The following is a 16728-nucleotide window of genomic DNA, read 5'->3' as shown; positions in this document are numbered from 1 at the left end:
CTCTTGCATATCATTTCGCGACCGCCCGGCCGGTGCTGGCGCCGGCGCGGCGTCGGCTTGTTCAGCCAACCCCGGAAGGCACCGAAGCATCTCTCGCATAGGCCAGAGCCTGCAAGGCAAGGGTCATTGGATCGAACGGCTTGGCAATCACTCCCCGCGCTCCGAGCGCCATCAATCGCTCGACGTCTGCGGTTTGCGTTCTGGCTGTCATGAAGACCACAGGAATGTCTTGGGTGTCCGGCATGGATTGGAGTTTTTCCAGCACGGTCGGGCCATCCATGCCCGGCATCATTACGTCCAGAAGGACAAGATCTGGCTGCCAATATTCCGCCTTTTCCAACGCCTCCTTGCCGTTTGAGCAGCTTTCGACCTCAAGCTCCTCGTTCAACCGAAGTGACATGGTGGCGATCTCGGCAATATCGGGATCGTCGTCGACATAAAGTATTCGCACGTGGAATATTCCCTTATTCATGTCGAATCATCGGCCTGATCTTTCATATTTGCAATTCACTATTGCGTGAACCGTCCAGAACACGCGGTGGGGCGCCTTCGGCGAGTTTGTCCACCGCGCGCAGTCTGGAATATTTCCAGAATTGCGTCTTTGACTTGCCGGCTTCGGGACGCCTATCAGCGCCATGGACTTGAAAGTGGATGTCCATGGAGCGGAAAATGGAAGTGCGGAACTGTTTGGGTAGGCGAGCCGCTTTGGCGTTGGGCCTGACATTGCTCTGCGGACTTGCCGGGATCTCGGCAGCGGACGACGCGGTTCCGACACCGGATGGCGGTCAAATACCGCCTGCTGCGAACGTAACCGGCAGTCTGACCGAACGCACCGATCTTTCGGAAGCGGATCGGCAGCGGGTGATTGGCGTCACCGAGCCGGCCAGCTCCTTTGACGAGCCGGAGCCGTTCGAAGCGATGAGCGGCGGGGCAGCAACGTCCAGAAAGCTTGCCAATCGAGATGCCTTCTCGCAGTCCTCCGCCAATCTCACCTTCGCCGAGGAAGAGCGCTTCAAGCTCGGCAATGCCCTCTTTCGAAAACTTTGGGTGGCCTCACCTTCCTCGACACAGGCATCGGATGGGCTCGGCCCGCTCTTCAATGCCCGCGCCTGCCAGAACTGTCATCTGAAGGATGGTCGGGGCCAGCCTCCCGCAGCCGGTGAGCCGGCCGTCTCCATGCTGATCCGCCTCGGCAAGCCGGCGGCGACGGCGGACGAGAAGGCGGCGCTGGAGAATTTTCTGGCGCCGGCCATTCCCGACGACACCTATGGCGGCCAGTTGCAGACGGCGGCCGTGCCGGGCCTCGAGCCGGAAGGGCAGGTCGACATCCGCTACGAGGAAGTACCCGTCACGCTCAACGACGGCACGGTGGTCTCGTTGCGCAAGCCGCATTACAGCCTGCGCGATCTGGCTTACGGCCCGCTCGACGAAGGGGTCAGCCTGTCGCCGCGGATCGCCAATCCGATGATCGGCATGGGCCTCATTCAGGCGATCCACCCGGCCGATCTGGCGCGCAACGCCGACCCTGAAGATGCGGATGACGATGGTATTTCCGGGCGGCTGGCCTGGGCGCGGGGAAGCGTGGCGTCCAATGTCGTTCCGGGACGTTTCGGCTGGAAGGCGCAGAATGCGACGGTGCACGAACAGTCCGCCGAGGCGCTTGCCGGCGACATCGGCATATCATCGCCACCCGTGCCGCGCTCCTATGGCGACTGCACCGAGGCGCAGACGGCATGCTTCGCCCAGCCTAATGGCGAACAGGAACGGTTGGGGCCGACGGAAGCGCCCGATCCGGTGATCGGTCTAATCGCTTTTTATTCGGAGAATCTCGCCGTGCCGGAGCGCCGCAATGTCGGCGACGAGACGGTTCTGGCCGGCAAGGAAGCGTTTTACGGCGCGGGTTGCGCCAGTTGCCACACGCCGAAATTCGTCACCCGGCGCGATGCGTCCAACAAGGCGCACGCCTTCCAGTTGATCTGGCCCTATTCGGATTTTCTGCTGCACGATATGGGCGAGGGGCTGGCCGATGGCCAGCAGGTTGGTCGCGCCAATGGTCGCGAATGGCGCACCCAGCCACTTTGGGGCATCGGGCTGACCGAGACTGTCTCCGGCCACACATTGTTCCTGCACGATGGCCGCGCGCGCAATCTCGAAGAGGCCATTTTGTGGCACGGTGGAGAGGCGCAAAGCGCGCGCGACGCCTATGCCGCAATGGAGAAACCCGAACGTGAAGCGCTGATCGCCTTTCTGGAATCGCTATGAGGGGGATCGCCGCCGCCTTCGCCGTCATTGGCGCATTGTCGGCCCTGCCGCTTGGGCCGGAGCCGGCCTTTTCGGCAGAGCGCGACGAGGCGCTGGCCCGCGCTGTCCTCGCCGATGCTGTCGAGAAGTTCATCCGGCCCGGATACCGTCAGTTGCAGGAACGGTCCGGCGCGCTGAACGACGCCGTCGGAGCGCTGTGCGATGTGCCGTCCGACGATGCGCTCGGGTCCGCCCGGCAGGCATTCGGCGAAACGGTCGCCGCCTGGTCGCGGCTGGAGAGCATTCGCTTTGGCCCGATCCTGCGCCAGAACGCGGCCGAACGGCTCTATTTCTTCCCGGACCGTCGCGGCATCGGTCTGCGGCAGGTCCAGGGCGTCCTGGCGACGAAGGACGAGACCGCGGCGGATGCGCAGAGCCTTGCCGGCAAGAGCGTCGCGCTGCAGGGGCTCGGCACGCTGGAATATCTGCTCTTCGGAACGGGTGCGCGGGATCTGGCCGCTGAGGGCGCGGGCGGCTTTCGCTGCGATTTCGCCGAGGCGGTGACGGAGCGCATCGAAGCGACGGCGACGCTCATCGCCGATGAATGGGCCGCGCCCGATGGGATTGCCAAGCGGTTCACCGGCCCCGATCCCACTTACGCCGATTTCCAGACGGTAGACGATTCGCTCCGCGCGCTGCTCGGCGCCTTCACTAATGGCTTCGAACTGATTGCCGATACGCGCATCGCGCCCTTCTTCGGGACGGGCGCGGCAGCGGCCCGTCCGAAGGCGGCGGCGTGGTGGCGGTCGGGTTTGACGGACAGAGCGCTTGCGCAGAATCTCGATGGATTGCGCGTTCTGTTCGATGCGGCCGGCATGGCGCGCCTGCTGCCCGCCGAAGACAGCAATCTCGCTTCCGAAACCCGCTTCGAATTCGCTAGTGCGCAGCGCGCTTTGTCGGGCATCGACGAACCACTGCCTGAACTCGTGCAGACCGAGGAGAAGCGCCAACCCGTCACCTATCTGCTCATCGTCACGCAAAGCCTTCGCGACCTCTTCGCCGAACGCTTCGCGAACGCCATTGGGCTGGTCGCCGGCTTCTCTTCGCTGGACGGCGACTGAAATGTCCATCGCGTTTTCACGCCGCACCATTCTGCGTGGCTTTGGCGCGGCGCTGGCCACGATCGGATTGCCAACGGTCGCGAGGGCCGAAGAAGCAGGTGATCCGCTCTTCGCAACCGCCTTTATGGAGGGCGAACGGTTCGGAATGGCCATTCTTGATCGGGATGGAAATTTGCTACGCCGTATTTCGCTGCCCGGCCGCGGTCATGACGTCACTGCCGATTCCAGCGGCGATCACATTGTCGCCTTTGCCCGTAGGCCGGGAACCTTCGCCCTAGCGCTCGACCGCCGCAAGAGCCGTGAGCCGCAGGTGTTTCATTGTCCGCCCAACCGGCATTTCTACGGGCACGGCCTGTTCATCGACCGGGACCGCCTGCTTGTCGCGACGGAGAACGATTACGAGAAGGGTCGGGGCGTTCTCGGTCTCTACGACGCGATGAATGGTTTCCGGCGGATCGACGAATGGTCCAGCCATGGCGTCGGCCCGCACGATCTGGCGCTTTCGCCCGATGGCCGCTCGCTGATCGTCGCCAATGGCGGCATGGAAACTCATCCTGATTTCGGCCGTCAGATCCTGAACCTGGCTCTCATGGAGCCCTCTTTGGTCTTTCTCGACGCAGCCGATGGATCGTTGAAGGAAAGGCACACGCTGCCGCCGGACTGGTCGCGTCTTTCGACGCGCCATATGGACATCACCGCCGGCGGGCGGGTTTTCGTGGGGTGCCAGTGGCAGGGCGAGGCGAATGACTGCCCGCCCTTGCTGCTCTCCTTCGCGCGCGGCGAGGACCGGCGCGAACACGATCTCGGCAAATTCGCACGGCGCCTCAACGGCTATGTCGGTTCGGTCAGCGTGAACAACCGGTCAGGCCTGATCGCGATCACGTCGCCACATGGCGACATCGCGATCTTTATGGATGCTGGTCGGGGCGAGGTTGTTGGTTCTCGGAACGGCGTCGACCTTTGCGGCGTGGCGCCCTTGGCGAACGATTTCGTGACCTCGACCGGCACTGGCCGGTTTGGAACGAGCGACCTGGCGTCGATGGCGTTCGACAATCACATTCTGGCGCTCTGAACCCATACGCGCCGAGTGCCCAGACTGGAAGAATTGTAAACTAGACTCTTTGACTCCACTGATCGAAGATTCTACCAGAAAAGCACAGTGACCCTGCTGACCGAGGTAGTTTTCATGTCGCGTTTCGACGATTCGCGGAGCGGACCCGTTTGCCCTGCGGAAACATATTTGGCGCGCCCGGCGGAACGGTTGGTTGTCGAGGGCTATCGCACGGGTCTGTCCGGTTGTGCGGGCGGTGATCCCAGCGGCTGGCAGGTCGCCTGGACCCTTTACCGCGACGAACTGGGTGCGCACGGTGGGCGGATCGCCTTTGATGGCCTGATCGGAATGATCGACGCGCTTGGTCGCTGCGCGCGGTGTCCGCTGCGCTTCTTCAACAGCGACATGCGCCATCTTTGCCGCGACGAGGGCCTGCTGCTGGCGCTGATCGCCGCTGCTCAACATGGCGATGAACAGACCGGCCAGATCGCGGCGCAGGCCTTGTCCTGCCCGTTGCGTTGCGGGGAACTGGCCATGTCGGCGACCGATTACGCAATGCGCCTTCGCATGGTTGGCCGAACCCTCTTGCCTGTTTCCGCCGCCATGACGGCATCTCTGGCGAAGACGAACGGGACGTCTCCGCGCGACCGGCGCTCGGCTCTCCCAACTCTACACTGACATCATTACCGAAAGGATCATCATGAGACATCGCACTTTCATTCGCGCAAGCCTGTTCACCGTTCTTCTGGCGGGAACAGTCGCTCCGGCTCTCGCCGAGGGAGGCATCGACCGCTCGGCTATCGTCGACAATTACGCCGACATCGCTCTGGCGAAATATACCGATTCACTGGAGACGGCCCGCGAACTGGATGCGAAGATCGATGCGTTGATCGAAAACCCGACTGACGAAACACTGCAGGCTGCGCGGCAAGCGTGGATCGCGGCCCGGGTGCCCTATCAGCAGTCGGAAGCCTATCGGTTCGGCAATCCGATCGTCGACGATTGGGAGGGCCGGGTGAATGCATGGCCGCTCGATGAGGGGCTGATCGATTACGTCGATGCGTCCTATGGCAACGAAAGTGATGCCAATACAGCCTATACGGCCAATATCATCGCCAATCCGAGCCTATCCCTGAATGGCGAAACGGTAGACGCCAGCACCATCACGCCGGCGTTGCTTCAGGATGAACTGCAGGAGGCCGGGGGTGTCGAGGCCAATGTCGCCACGGGCTACCACGCCATCGAATTTCTGCTTTGGGGCCAGGATCTCAACGGCACCGATGCTGGCGCGGGCGCGCGCCCCGCGAGCGATTTCGCCGAAGGGGAGGCCTGCACGGGCAGCCATTGCGACCGCCGGGCCGAATATTTGAAGGCGGCTTCGGACCTTCTGATCGCCGATCTGGAAGAGATGGTCGGCCATTGGACGGCCGATGGCGCGGCGCGGAAGAATCTTACGGAGGGCGCACCGGAAGAGGCTCTGCGGACCATTCTCACCGGCCTTGGCTCTCTGTCCTATGGCGAATTGGCCGGCGAGCGCATGAAGCTCGGCCTTCTGCTGCACGATCCGGAAGAAGAGCATGACTGCTTTTCCGACAATACGCACAATTCTCACCTCTATGACGCGAAAGGCATCCGGAACGTCTATCTCGGTGCATATGAAGGTCCTGATGGCGAGACCGTTTCCGGCACAGCGCTTTCTGATCTGGTGAAGGCCACAGACCCGGCGTTGGACGAAGAAATGCGCACCAAGCTCGATGAGACGATGGCGGCCATGCAGGCAATTGCCGACAAGGCCGAGGCGGGCGAAGCCTACGATCAGCAGATCGGCGAGGGAAATGAAGATGGCAATGCGCGGGTGCAGGCCGCCATCGATGCGCTGATCGCGCAGACGCGAACCATCGAACGGGTGATTGCGGCTCTCGATCTCGGCAATATCGAACTGGAAGGCTCCGACAGCCTGGACGACCCGAACGCCGTTTTCCAGTAAGAGCGTCGGCATCGATAGCCTGGCAGACTGGCGGCCCGCCCGATGTCCAAGGGTGCGGCCGCCATTTTCACAAATCGGTGAATGGCTGGGTCAGCGCGACAGTTCGACGGAGCGGCGCTTTGCGGCTTCGGCCGCTTCGCGCATCAGGCTTTTCAGCCGGTCGCCCTCCATCATCGGCGCAAGGCCGGCGGCGGTCGTGCCGTTCGGACTGGTCACCTGGCGGCGCAGTTCGGCCGGCTCGGTCTGGCCATCGGCGGCCAGCTTCGCCGCGCCGAGAACGGTCTGCCGGGCCAGAAGCGCCGCTAGGTCGGGTTCCAGCCCGATCTGTTCGCCGGCGGCAGTGAGGGCTTCCAGAAAATGGAAGAGATAGGCCGGCCCGCTGCCCGAAATGGCCGTGACCGCATCCATCTGCTCTTCGCTCGCCAGTTCGGCGACCGCGCCATTGGCCTTCAGCAGTTCTCTTATCTGGTCGACCATCTCGCTGGTGGTCGCTTCGTTGGCGATATAGGCCATCATCCCTTCGCCAATGGCGGCGGGCGTGTTCGGCATGACGCGGATGATGGGCGTATTGTCGCCGAACATGGCTTCGTAGAAACGGATCGGCAGGCCTGCCGCGATGGTCATGATGGCGGCGCCGCCATCGGTGAACGACCGATAGGCAGGGGCCGCGTCGCCCATGATCTGCGGCTTGAGCGCCAGCACGACGAGATCGGCCGTGAAGGCATCGGGAGAGGGCGCTTCGGCGAAGGTTTCGACACCGAGCGCCGCGGCCCGCTCGCGCCCGGCATCGCCCGGTTCCACGACGGCTGCATCCGCCGCAGCAACCGCGCCGCTATCCAGCCAGGCCTTGAGAACGGCAAATCCCATATTGCCGCATCCGACCATCAGAATCCGCATCGTCCGCTCCGTTTTTGCTTTCCTGCCAATGCTTGTGGCAAGGCCGGCACATCTGTGCAAGGCGCGTCTCAGCCGGGCGGACCGTTCTCATGCAGGACAAAACGTGACGCGATCCGAAGACCGAAACATCCGAGCAGCATATAGATCCAGACCGGGTCCGCCCGGTTGAAGAAGAAAGTCTCGAGAAAGCCGTTCAGCGCCGTGAAAATGACGATCATGATCATCAGATCGGCAAAGAGAATGTTCTGCCGGAGCTGTGGGACGCGGACATAATCGGCCATTGGGGCCACCCATATGGCGAAAAGGGTGATGCCGAGTGCCGGGAAACCGCCCATCAGCATGGTGTCGATATAGCCGCTATGGGAATCGCCGATCCGCCGAAAGTCCCAGCGTTCGTCGAAATGGGCTTCGGCTTCGAGCACCAGCGGCGTTTGCCAGAAATTGCCGTAGCCATAACCCGTCCAAGGGCGTTCCATCGCCATCCGGCCGCCAAAGTCCCACAGCGTGGTTCGCCCCGTATAGCTGAATGTCGGAGCAACTGAACTCATCCAGTTCTTCAGCGGTTCGATGAAGACGATACCGAGTGTTGCAAGGGCCAGCGCCGCGACCGCGACAAGAAAGATCGCCGGCAGGTAACGGCGAAAGCCCGTCCACGAGGGCAGAAGAACCATGAATATGGAGATGCCGAGCAGGCCGAGCGTTGTTTTGGAGCCGGTCTTCAGAACGAAGATCGTCGCGAGCACGAAGACAATGCCTCCGATGACCGGCCGCCCCAGACGCAAAAGGTAGAGCCCGACAAACAGGGTGCAGGCTGCAACGGGACCGGCGACATTCTTGTGCGGATAGATGCCGCGCCAAAGCCCGGCATGCTGATCCTCGAAACCGCCGGTCTGGTGAATGCCCGATTGCGGAAAGGCGAAAACGGCGAAATAGCTGAGCGACAGCAGCGACAGAGCGGCGAAGGCGAGGACGGTAGCCATTTGCGCCTGCGTTCGCGGCAGCGACAAAATCACCATGATCGCGCCAATGCCGATGATGGAGAAGGCGACGCCCCGAAAGGCGCCCATCGGATCGGGCGTACGCATGACGCTGAGAAGAACCATGGCAATAAGCAACAGCCACCATGGCGACAGCAATGCATAGAGGCGCCGCGCATCGGCCATCAGAAGACCGGCGACGACCGACAGCACCATCATTGCACCCCAGCCCATCTGATTGAGCGGATCGCCCTTCGTCAGATAATCCGGATCGTAGTCGATCGAGATGGGGCGAAATCCGATCAGCGCGACGGCCAGCATAAGACAGGCAAGTAGCGTCGCCAGCGTGCCGTCACGCCACGCTTTGCCCATCACCTCAAAAGCGATCTGGGGATCAGTTTTTCTCGGCTTGGCGGTACTGGTCATTCATGTAACCGAATTCGCCGAGCACCCGTCCTGCCCCGACAAGGACCGGGTAAAGACCGACGGAAAGCGACCTTGCTGCCAGCCCCGCCTTCAGGCCGCGTAAGGGAGACGCCGCCAGAAGTGCCAGACTTTTCATCAGCACCTGAACGCGTGCAAAGCTGTGCCCCTTCCGCCGCTCATGATCGACAAGGGTCGAGATAACGCCGTTGCGCAACGACCGCGTTCTGATCCAGTCCGCCTGAAGCCGGCGCGACGGGATGGTCTCGTGAACTATGGCTTCCGCACACCAGCCGAATTCATAGCCGGCCTTGCGCGCGCGCGTCAGAAAATCGGAATCGCCGCCACCCATGAAATTGAAGCGAAGATCGAGGAAATTCGGCGAAAAACGTTCCAGCACCGGTCTCGTCAGCAGCAGGTTGCCGGTCGAATAGAGCGCCGGCACGGGGCCGGTCTCCGTGTAAGGCGGGCGAAAGACGGGATGTTGCGCCCAGCTTTCATACTCGTCCTTTTCGAAGATCGGATTTTGAGGGCCGCCGACAATATCGAGTTCCAATGTTTCGGCCGTGCCGCACATGCGCGCCAGCCAGCGCGGATCGGCGGTCTCGTCATCGTCGATAACCAGGAGGTGTCGGAAATGGGGGAATGTCTCGAGCGCCATCTGCCAGCCGGCATTGTAGGCTTCGCAATTGCCGCGCCTGTGAGCCGCGATGATAAGCCCGGCCACAGCGCCGCTTTCGAAGAGGTGAGCCGCCGCCGCCGCTCCTTCGCGCGCTTCGTTCTCATTCTCCATGACGATGATGGCATAGGAACGGCTGGTCTTCTGCGCGATCAGGCTTTGCAGTGTTCTGAGAAGCTGGTCGGGACGTTTGTAGGTTGGCACCGTGATCACGATTTCGGGCGCGTCCACATCAAGACCGGCCGACCGCGTCAGAATGGTCGAAACCGGCGGGACGCTATGTCCGTCCGTCGTTACACCGCTTTGGTCCATCTGACTGCGAAAACCTTCGACCGAACGCATGACGCCTCCTCAAAGAGGTATCGTTCAGTAGAGCAATCTAAAGTTAAAAATTGTTTACAATTCTCTACCATGGCGGGTGTTAACGGCAATTTCATTTCGGCACAGCATCATTCGATAAAGGCGGCTAATAAGGGCCTTTTACAAGAGTGCTTTGAGACATATGCATCTCGTATTCGTAACATCTCTGATCCCGCCTGATACACCGGCAAGCGGTTTTGACGTGGCCAATGCGGCCATGTTGAGGGCGCTTGAGGCACGCGTGGAGCGCATCAGCGTGCTTGGTTACCGCTGGCCAGGTCAGGACGACGGCTCGCAGGGCGCCTCGACAATCGTGCTGGGCGAAATCGATGCGCGGACGCAAAATGCCTCGCTGACCACCAAGCTCGCATGGTTGGGCCGCGCCGTCGGTACGCGCAACACTTTCGCAAACGCAAAGCTTCGTATCTCTTCACCGGCCGAGATCAGGCAAAAGCTTGACGCATTGCCTCCGATCGACGGTTTCGTCTGGAATTCGGTGCAGTTGGCGGGGGCTTATCCAGAGCTGTTCCGCGACAGGCCTGCTCTGTTCATCGCACACAATGTCGAGCACCAGTCGGCCTTGCAAAATGCCGTGGCCGCAACGAGTGTTTTCGAGCGGCTTCTCTATCGGCGCGAAGCCGCTTTGTTGCAGCGGCTCGAAAGCGATCTGTGCCATCGCGCCAGCCACGTGATCGTTCTTACGGAAGACGATCGGCAGGCCTTGCGACTGACGCCGGACGAAGCGACCGTTCTGCCGCTCGTTACGCCCGCACCGGAGGAGGTGCCGGCCATTGAGCCGCGTGTCAGCGCAACCATGATCGGCTCGTGGGGATGGGCGCCCAACCGGATCGGCCTGGAGTGGTTCCTCCAGCATGTTGCGCCACGCCTGCCCGCAGACTTTACCGTCGAAATTGCCGGCGACATGCCGGGCGATATCCGCCCCCCGACGACCGGCGTGCGTTTTGTCGGCCGCGTGGAGGACGCCACCGCTTTTCTGCTCGGCGGCCGGATGGTGCCGCTGGCGAGCCGGGCCGGCACGGGTATTCAACTGAAGACGCTCGAAACGTTTGAACTGGGAATGCCCGCCGTGGCGACGTCGAGTTCGCTGCGCGGGATTGCCCATCTGCCGCCTAATGTCGTTGTGTCCGACGATCCGACCGAGTTTGCCTCGATGATGGTCCGCCAGGCCCAAGAAGGGCGACGTATCGATGGCTCGGCTTTCCGTCAGCGCCAGAAGGCGGCCCTCGATAGCGCCATGGACCGCGCACTGGCGGCCCTTGGTCATGACATCGCAAGTTTTCGAGCAGCTTGATGTCGGATGGAGCGGAATTGCCGGCCAAGCAGATTCTGAGTCATCACGTTGCCGCACTGACGGCGGCTGAGGCTGCGGTGGAATTGCAGATGCGGCTCGACCGCGGCGAGTTTACCCGCATTGCCTTTCTGAACAGTCATGTCGCCAACATCGCCGCCGACGATCCAGCCTATAAGCAACTGCTCCGGGATTTTTTGATTTTGCCGGACGGGATCGGCGTGGACATTGCCGCCTGGCTCAAACATGGCGGTACCTTTCCGGCCAATCTGAACGGCACCGATTTCATGCCTCTTCTTCTAAGCCGTTTGAGGCCCGCCCTTCATGTCGGGCTCATCGGTGCCTCCCGCGAAAGTCTCGATGGCGCGGTCGGTGCGCTCAGAACGCGTTTTCCGCAGCACCGCTTCACCGCGTTTTCGGACGGCTATTTCGAGCAGGAGACGGAGGAGGCCGTGCTTGATCGTCTGCTTGGCGACCGGCCCGATCTTCTGATGGTCGCCATGGGCGTGCCGGCGCAGGAGAACTGGATCGCTCGTCATCTGGACCATCGCCATGGCACGCTGGTGTTCGGGGTTGGCGCCCTGTTCGATTTCCTTTCCGGCGCGGTGCCCCGGGCACCTCGCTCGATCCGTCGGTTGCGAAGCGAATGGGTGTGGCGGCTGGCGCTGGAACCGCGTCGCCTCTTTGCGCGATACGTGATTGGCAATCCGCGTTTTCTCTACCGTGTTCTGAAAGATCGGAGCGAGCGTTGACCGAAGCGGAACGTGCGGCGCCTGGCCACGATCACTCGGTGGCCCTCGTGACAGCCAGCTATGCTGGTGACATGGAGCGCTTTCGCCTGCTTTGCGAAACGCTGGACCGTCACGCGCAGGGCTATTCCCGTCATCTTGTCCTGGTCTCCGGTCGCGATGCGGCGCTGTTTCGCCCGTTCGAAGGTCCGCGCCGCCATATCGTCAACGAGAACGAACTCCTGCCGGAATGGCTGCACGACATGCCCGATCCCTTCAATCTTGGCGGACGTCGACTCTGGCTGTCCTGGCGCGGCTGGCCGCTGCGCGGCTGGCACATCCAGCAATTGCGAAAGATCGCCATCGCTCGGCATGTCGACGAACATGCGCTGGTTTTCCTCGATAGCGATGTCGCCTTCGTCAAGGCATTCGATGCGCGCACGGTTGTCCGCTCCGATGGTTCGGTCAGGCTGTTCCGCCGACCGTTCGAACTGGTTCGCCGGCCACCTTCCGAACAGCATGTCTGGAGCCGCAATGCGGGCCGCATATTGGGCCTCGGATCGACCACTTCGCCACACGATTATATCGCCACCCTCATTGCCTGGCGAACGGCCTCGGTTCGAGCGATGATCGAACGCATCGAAAACGCGTGTTCGCGCCATTGGGTCGAGGCGCTTGCGCGGCAAAGAGCCTTTTCCGAATGCATGATCTACGGCAGATTCAGTGACGAGTTCGATGATCGGACCCATCATTTTCACGACGATACGGAATGGTGCCACACCTATTGGGGCGGTCCCGGTCTGACGGAAGGAGGCATCCGCGACTTCCTCGACGCAATGGGCGAAAGCCAGGTCGCGGTTGCGCTGCAAAGCTTTACCGGGTCGGATATCGGCGATCTGCGGCGCGTGATCGGATAACCGGGACGCTGGGCTTACAACCCACTAGAACGACCGACCCTTGCCCTTTGACAGCGCCCGGTAGGTCAGGACGAGAGAGAGGGCGTAAAGCGCAGCGAATACGGCATTCAGCCATATCATGATCGAACCGGCTTCTTCGAAGCGAATGAGGAGCGCGCCAAGTAGCGCAGCCTTCGCCATGCCGATCAGTGCCAGATTGATCACTCGCCGGCCGCTCTGGCCGCGTCCGTAGAGCAGTTCGGCGTGATATTCGATGAGATTGCGCAGCGCCGGCACGGCCAGCACGAGCAGAACCAGCGGTGCGGCCTCGGCGACATTGTCGCCAAGCAATGTCGGCCGGAGCCATAGAATGAACGCCAGCGCCACGATCCCGAGCGTCGAGGCGGTGGCGATGGCCGCCTCCAGACCGAGCCGTCGCAGGCGCGAAGCTATGGCCTGCGTGCTGCCCATCAGTTTCTGAATGAGAAGCATGATGAAGGTTCTTACCGGCAGGGCCGTCAGATCGACGAGCCGCATCACGACGGCATAGAGACCGGCCAGTTGTGCGCCGCCGAGAAACAGAACCAGCAGCTTGTCCAGTTCGGATTGCAGATAGAACAGGATCTCCGCACCGCAGGCCGGAATGGCGTCGGAGGTTCGCCGCCACCAGGCGCCAGGATGCCAGCGGAGGCGCTGTCGCGGCCAGTAGAACGCCAGCCCGACAGCCAGGGCGACGCCATTGGCCAGAAGGTAGAGCCATGACCATGCAGCGAGATCCGGCACTGCCAGGAAAGTCATGCCGAGCGCTGCGAGCGCTCGCAGGGCGGTTCCGAGAATGGTCAGGACAGCGCCGCGCCCGAACCGTTCGAGGCCGTTATTGACGATGATGACGATCTCCGTGCTACGCCATAGAAGCGCTTCGGCCGCAATGATGAGTGCGAAGGGGCCGAAGGGGACATCGCGGGCGAAAATGAGGAGCCAGGTCGCGTAGGTGGCCATCGCGAGAACGGGCAGAGAAAGCGCCCCTGCGACCAGCAAACCGCCCGCGTAAAGGCCGATCAGACGAGGCCGTACGGTGGCGGCGCGATAGAGGGGCGAAGACATGCCGAAACCGACGATCCGCGACAGCATGACACCTGCGGCGCTAGCCGTTGCGAACACGCCGAACTCGGCGATGGTCAACGTGTTGGCAAGCAGGACGAAATAGGCGAGCGAGAAGACAAGGCGGCCGAGCGAACCACTGGTTGCGGCAAGGTAGCCGCCGGTCAACCGCAGGGCTCCTTCGGGCAGGCGGCTGGCCAGTCTGCGCAGCCAAAGCGGATGGCGGCGGATCGTTCCGCTATGAAGAGGGCTCTCCGACATGGGCTTTACCTTGCCCGAAAGGCCTTAATGTCCGGTTCGCAGACATCGGGCCGGCTCAAGCAGTCGGAAATCTTTACACTTTCTTTGCCATGGCTGTTTAGTCTTCGAAAAGAATTCACCGTCGGCGTCCAGAACCGGCCGATGAGCTTTGGCGGGTAAGGGCCGGATGACCGGATCATTTCTCTCGAGAACGGCAGACGCGAACCGGCAGGAGCCCAGCGCCGAGCAGCCAGACATTCGCCAGACATTTGTCGAAGCGAAGGATCGTAGGCGTAGCCAGCGCAGCAACAGCGTTCTATCGGCAGCGGCAAGGCGAAAGGAAAAATCGTCCTCGTCTGCGGAGCCGAAGTCCCAGCCGCGTTCTGAGGCGCCGACAAGGGCGGCACGGCCCAATCCTGCCGTCAACGCGCGGCAGCGTCCGGTCGAAAAGCCTGTCGAAGCAACGCCGACCGTGCTGGATTCCGTTCGTCATTGGATGGCCGCGAAGAAGTCGGAACCCGCCGGCGAAGAAACGCCTCGCGTCGATCGGCAGAATGCTCCGGTGGCGGAGCCATCCGAAACAGCACCCTCGATTCGTCCCGCCGCCGACCGCGAAGTCCACCGGGAACATTCCTCGTTCTTCCCTGAGCGGCGGCGCGTCCAAAGCGAGGTCTGGCGACCGGCAGTCGATCCTCTCGCTGTGCTGACGGGTATCTGGAACGCCAAGCTGATTGTTGCCGCGACCACGATTATCGGTGCGGTCCTCGGGATTGTAATCGCGCTCTCTACGCCGAAGCTCTATGTGGCGTCTGCCGATGTTCTCATCGATCCGCGCGACATCAAGATTTCCGACCGCGACCTGACTTCTCAGGGGCTGCCGTCCGACGCCACTCTGGCGCTTGTGGAGAACCAGGTGCGTCTGATGTACGCTCCGCAGGTGATGCGCAAAGTGGCAAGCGACCTCGATCTTGCCAATGATCCGCGTTTCACCGCGCCGCCAAGCGGGTTGTTCGCATTGATTGAAGCTCTCCGTTCGCTGGTCTCGCTCGGCAGCGATGGTGATGACGACAGCGAAATCGCCAATGCCGCCAGCGATCTGGCGCAATCCCTCGAGATCGCCCGTGCGGACCGCACATTTGTCGTCTCGGTCGCTGCGGAAACGCGCGATCCGCAATTGTCGGCAGACATCGCTAACGCTGTCATCGATGCTTATGTCGACGTTTCCCGCAACCTTTCCTCTGCCACGGCGGGGCGCGCCGAAAGCGAGATTACGGCGCGACTCGACGATCTGCGGACGGAAGTGGAAGCGGCCGAACGGGCGGTGGAAGCTTTCCGTACCGAAAACGATCTGGTGGAATCGCAAGGTCGGCTCATCACGGACGAGGAAATCCTTCGCCTTAACGATCAACTCGCCAATGCCGAGGCGCAGCTGATCGAGCTGCAAGCCAAAGCGCGTTCGATCCGTGAGACCAGCACGGATGCGATCTTGGGTGGCGGCCTGCCCGAGGCCATCAACTCGCCGGTGATCGGTGAATTGCGTGCGCAGTACGCCCAGCTCCGTCAGCAGGCGGAAAGCCTTTCGGCGCGGTTGGGGCCGCGCCATCCGCAACGGATCGCCATTGAATCGCAGCTGCGCGGCTCTCGCGAACAGATGGCGGCCGAACTGCGACGCATCGCCGCCTCCGCCGAAGCGGAGTTGCGCCGGGCGCGCCAGCAGCAACAGGATCTGGCGGATCGGCTTGCCCAATTGAAGGTGCGCCAGGGCGACATTTCCGACGAACTCGTCACCTTGCGCCAGCTGGAGCGAGAGGCGGCTGCCAAACGCAATATCTACGAATCCTATCTGTTGCGCGCCCGCGATGCCGGCGAGCAAAAGGACATCGACACCACCAACATTTCCATCATCGGCAAGGCGCAGCCTCCTCTGCGTCCAGAAGGACCGTCCCGTTCCTCCACGGTGATCCTCTCCACAATCCTGGGGTTTCTCGTCGGCGTGGTGATCGGGGCAGTTCGCGGCGTGTGGGCGGATATGATGGCCCAACGATCGCTCACCGGTTCAAATGTTTTCATCCGCGACCGGAGGAACACCGAACCCGAATCCGAAAACGAGAGCCAGGTCCAATCGCGCGACGAACCTGAAGAAACGCCCAGTGAGGACTCCATGTACCGATCATCGCCCTATCCAGACGCATATCCGCCACGTTCGACAACGCAGATGACCGCCGCGACCGATCCCTACGCCCATCACGCTTCCCCCGCTATGGCGCCGAATACGCCTCCTTACGAGCCGGGTCATCACGGACCGATGGCAGCACACGATCCGTATGGGGGATCATCCTATCCGCCGTCAGCAGGCGGCTGGAACCATCAGCATGGCATGCAGAACGAAGGTTACGCACCCCAGACGCACAACCGGCCGGCCTATGGTGCGCAGCCTGTGGCGCACACGGGGCAGGGCGCGCTTTATCCCTATCCTTATCCGGAGCCTGCCGCCGCCCATTATCCTGCTGCGCCGAACTGGCAAGGTCAGCCCGTGCCCTACGATCCTCGTGGCGTGAGGATGGCAGGGCCATATAGCCAGCAGCATAATATCGATCAGCGCGAACTGGCCGAAATGCGCGAAACGGTGCGCTCCATGCGGCATATACTGGACGATCTGGCTTCTCGCATAAGCCGCTAGGAGGCTGCGCCGCGCGACCGGCGCCGTCTTACTAACGT

The 16728-nt window shown here is 62.1% G+C and carries 14 protein-coding genes; 9 read left to right on the top strand and 5 right to left on the bottom strand.

All coding sequences use genetic code 11. The features are described 5' to 3' along the window. Positions 1–61: 61 nt before the first annotated feature. Positions 62–472 carry a response regulator gene (locus B7H23_RS01080; RefSeq protein ID WP_094075566.1) on the bottom strand — a complete coding sequence of 137 codons (411 nt, stop codon included), beginning with the start codon at positions 470–472 and terminating at the stop codon, positions 62–64. A 185-nt stretch (positions 473–657) separates the two neighbouring features. Between B7H23_RS01080 and B7H23_RS01075 the strand changes: the two genes are divergently transcribed. The 5 genes from B7H23_RS01075 (at position 658) to B7H23_RS01055 (ending at position 6400) form a co-directional block, all read left to right on the top strand. Then, positions 658–2262, top strand: coding sequence for a di-heme oxidoreductase family protein (locus B7H23_RS01075; protein ID WP_240534928.1), 1605 nt, complete (start codon positions 658–660; stop codon positions 2260–2262). Then, entirely contained in the window at positions 2259–3362 is a 1104-nt protein-coding gene (locus B7H23_RS01070; protein ID WP_094075564.1) for an imelysin family protein, read from the top strand. The genes B7H23_RS01075 and B7H23_RS01070 overlap by 4 nt, the downstream gene beginning before the upstream one ends. A 1-nt stretch (position 3363) precedes the next feature. Then, a complete protein-coding gene (locus B7H23_RS01065) occupies positions 3364–4434 on the top strand; it encodes a DUF1513 domain-containing protein (RefSeq protein ID WP_094075563.1) in 1071 nt (356 codons plus the stop codon). 168 nt (positions 4435–4602) lie between these two features. Then, on the top strand, positions 4603–5091 hold the full coding sequence (locus B7H23_RS01060) for a hypothetical protein (RefSeq protein ID WP_143534698.1): 489 nt from the start codon (positions 4603–4605) through the stop codon (positions 5089–5091). Between the two features lie 22 nt (positions 5092–5113). Further along, complete coding sequence (locus B7H23_RS01055; protein WP_094075561.1) at positions 5114–6400, top strand: imelysin family protein; 1287 nt, start codon at positions 5114–5116, stop codon at positions 6398–6400. Positions 6401–6490: 90 nt separating this feature from the next. On the opposite strand, the gene proC is transcribed toward B7H23_RS01055, so the two are convergent. The 3 genes from proC to B7H23_RS01040 all read right to left on the bottom strand — a co-directional run bounded on the left by proC (position 6491) and on the right by B7H23_RS01040 (position 9688). Next, complete coding sequence (gene proC / locus B7H23_RS01050; RefSeq protein ID WP_094075560.1) at positions 6491–7297, bottom strand: pyrroline-5-carboxylate reductase; 807 nt, start codon at positions 7295–7297, stop codon at positions 6491–6493. 68 nt (positions 7298–7365) lie between these two features. Then, positions 7366–8700 (bottom strand): O-antigen ligase family protein, encoded by a 1335-nt coding sequence (locus B7H23_RS01045; RefSeq protein ID WP_094075559.1) that lies wholly within the window; start codon positions 8698–8700, stop codon positions 7366–7368. Next, positions 8669–9688, bottom strand: a complete 1020-nt coding sequence (locus B7H23_RS01040) for a glycosyltransferase family 2 protein (protein WP_094076792.1) — start codon at positions 9686–9688, stop codon at positions 8669–8671. The genes B7H23_RS01045 and B7H23_RS01040 overlap by 32 nt, the downstream gene beginning before the upstream one ends. A gap of 265 nt (positions 9689–9953) precedes the next feature. Here B7H23_RS01040 and B7H23_RS01035 point away from each other — a divergent pair, with 265 nt between their 5' ends. The 3 genes from B7H23_RS01035 to B7H23_RS01025 are packed head-to-tail and all read left to right on the top strand — an operon-like array spanning position 9954 to position 12690. Further along, positions 9954–11048 carry a glycosyltransferase family 4 protein gene (locus B7H23_RS01035; RefSeq protein WP_338044311.1) on the top strand — a complete coding sequence of 365 codons (1095 nt, stop codon included), beginning with the start codon at positions 9954–9956 and terminating at the stop codon, positions 11046–11048. Between the two features lie 17 nt (positions 11049–11065). Then, positions 11066–11797, top strand: a complete 732-nt coding sequence (locus B7H23_RS01030) for a WecB/TagA/CpsF family glycosyltransferase (RefSeq protein WP_240534927.1) — start codon at positions 11066–11068, stop codon at positions 11795–11797. Next, positions 11794–12690, top strand: coding sequence for a DUF6492 family protein (locus B7H23_RS01025; RefSeq protein WP_094075556.1), 897 nt, complete (start codon positions 11794–11796; stop codon positions 12688–12690). Before B7H23_RS01030 ends, B7H23_RS01025 begins: the two co-directional genes overlap by 4 nt. Positions 12691–12714: 24 nt before the next feature. On the opposite strand, the gene B7H23_RS01020 is transcribed toward B7H23_RS01025, so the two are convergent. Then, positions 12715–14031, bottom strand: a complete 1317-nt coding sequence (locus tag B7H23_RS01020; protein WP_240534926.1) for a lipopolysaccharide biosynthesis protein — start codon at positions 14029–14031, stop codon at positions 12715–12717. A gap of 166 nt (positions 14032–14197) precedes the next feature. Here B7H23_RS01020 and B7H23_RS01015 point away from each other — a divergent pair, with 166 nt between their 5' ends. Next, positions 14198–16690, top strand: a complete 2493-nt coding sequence (locus tag B7H23_RS01015; RefSeq protein ID WP_094075555.1) for a GumC family protein — start codon at positions 14198–14200, stop codon at positions 16688–16690. The last annotated feature ends 38 nt before the right edge of the window (positions 16691–16728 follow it).

It is taken from the genome of Notoacmeibacter marinus (assembly GCF_002238045.1).
GTDB lineage: Bacteria > Pseudomonadota > Alphaproteobacteria > Rhizobiales > Rhizobiaceae > Notoacmeibacter > Notoacmeibacter marinus.
Note: the sequence above shows the minus strand (reverse complement) of the source record. Positions and strands in the feature narration are given on the sequence as shown.